This window comes from Vibrio sp. YT-16, assembly GCF_033337405.1.
GTDB classification, from domain to species: domain Bacteria; phylum Pseudomonadota; class Gammaproteobacteria; order Enterobacterales; family Vibrionaceae; genus Vibrio; species Vibrio alginolyticus.
On record NZ_JAWOQQ010000074.1, the window covers coordinates 1 to 1437 of the forward strand.

The window sequence follows — 1437 nt, forward strand, 5'->3', positions numbered from 1 at the left end:
GCTGACAGAATTGCTCAAAAGTAACAGCTGCACTCATAGACACCTCTTAATCTTTAAACTGAAAACTTCGCATAAAGCTCTGGCTCTTTAGAGAGTAGAGTTAGGACTTTGCTTGCTAAACCTGTCGGATTTCTCCGTCCTTGCTCCCAACTTTTCACGGTATCAATACTCACATCCATCGCTTGTGCCAACTCTTTTTGGCTGACATCCAGTTGTGCTCGGATCGCTTTAACATCGGCAATCTCATAACGAGTGACATTCGCAGGAGTCTGCTCTCCTTTTGCAATCGCTTCGGCTTGCTTCATCGATGTATAAAGTTCATCAAAAATACTATTGCTCATTGTCATACTCTCTCTTAATCGACCTCGACACTTCTTTAAGGAGATTCTTCTCTTTCTGAGTTAAAGAGTCCTTTCTCCCTTTCTTGTACAGCAACACCAAATAGACAACATCAGGTTGGATCAGTAAGTAAATCGTTCGATAACCACCACTCTTACCTGTCGATTCTCCAGCAAGGCGAACTTTTCTTAGCCCTCCCGTTCCGACAATCAACGATCCCATTTCTGGGTTTTTGATGATGTCTGACTGCAACGCTCGAAACTCTTCATCCGTGAGCATCTCTTTTCGCTGAGATTCAAACAATGGCGTTTCAATAAACTCTAATGCGTAGCTAATAACCCGATCCTCTCCCAAAAGAATAGGAGTACATTGTACTCCTGGCAAGCGTATTTTCAAATGTATTAACGATTAAATCCGAAACCTCGACCTCTGCGATTTTGTCGTGCTAACGACTGCTCTTGCTGTATTGCTTTTCCAACGACTGGAGCTGCTGCGTCAAGTTGTTTACTTGCATGGTCAAGCTGCTCACACTGCTCTGTAAGCGTTGGTTCTCCTCGCTGCTCTGCTCGAATCTTTTCTCTAAATCCTTGTAGAGCTTCACGAACTCGCTGTGCTGCTCCTTGTGCTGCCTCTCTAAAACCTCGAAGGCGTGCAAAAGTTGTTTCTCTAGCTCGGTCATTTATTTCCTCTCCAACTTGATCAGCTCGTTCTTGCCATCGTTCATTGTCCACCCCTCCAGAATCGAGTAACCCTCTGGTATCACAATAAAACGTTCCCCTTTCTGGCTCTCGTACAGAGAAAGCCCCCAAGTCTTGTTCTGGAACTGCTCTAGGATCGCTTTTTGGCGGGCTATCTTTTTCTGATTGTCTAATATCGTCTGCCCTTGATACCAAGCGATCCCGTAACTGACGATCACCAAAAATAACAGGGTCACTGGCAACCAAATCCATGTTTTCATCACCAAGAGATTCAAACGTGATTGCTGCTCTTGGATGTCGTTTATGATTTTCTGCTCGCTTGATTTCAACGCATCTTGAATACGTTGTTCGTGCCTCTCGAAGTCTTTCTTTAGCGTTTGCTCGATAGCGTTGGCTTGCT

General features: G+C 44.5%; 4 protein-coding genes. All 4 read right to left on the reverse strand.

The features are described from left to right. Positions 1-53 precede the first annotated feature (53 nt). Positions 54-341 carry a NadS family protein gene (nadS, locus tag R7F07_RS24795; protein ID WP_029946694.1) on the reverse strand — a complete coding sequence of 96 codons (288 nt, stop codon included), beginning with the start codon at positions 339-341 and terminating at the stop codon, positions 54-56. After that, positions 331-723 carry a type II toxin-antitoxin system RelE/ParE family toxin gene (locus R7F07_RS24800; RefSeq protein ID WP_224723981.1) on the reverse strand — a complete coding sequence of 131 codons (393 nt, stop codon included), beginning with the start codon at positions 721-723 and terminating at the stop codon, positions 331-333. The genes nadS and R7F07_RS24800 overlap by 11 nt, the downstream gene beginning before the upstream one ends. Positions 724-784: 61 nt before the next feature. Then, on the reverse strand, positions 785-1018 hold the full coding sequence (locus R7F07_RS24805; RefSeq protein WP_169567099.1) for an MbeD/MobD family mobilization/exclusion protein: 234 nt from the start codon (positions 1016-1018) through the stop codon (positions 785-787). Next, a partial coding sequence (locus R7F07_RS24810; RefSeq protein ID WP_318110612.1) for an MbeB family mobilization protein occupies positions 1019-1437 on the reverse strand: 419 nt, incomplete at its 5' end. It lies immediately after the preceding gene.

Bases quoted from the DNA above. Each gene is read 5' to 3' on its own strand.
- nadS (WP_029946694.1), bottom strand. From the start codon at position 341: ATGAGCAATAGTATTTTTGATGAACTTTATACATCGATGAAGCAAGCC.
- R7F07_RS24805 (WP_169567099.1), bottom strand. From the start codon at position 1,018: ATGACCGAGCTAGAGAAACAACTTTTGCACGCCTTCGAGGTTTTAGAG.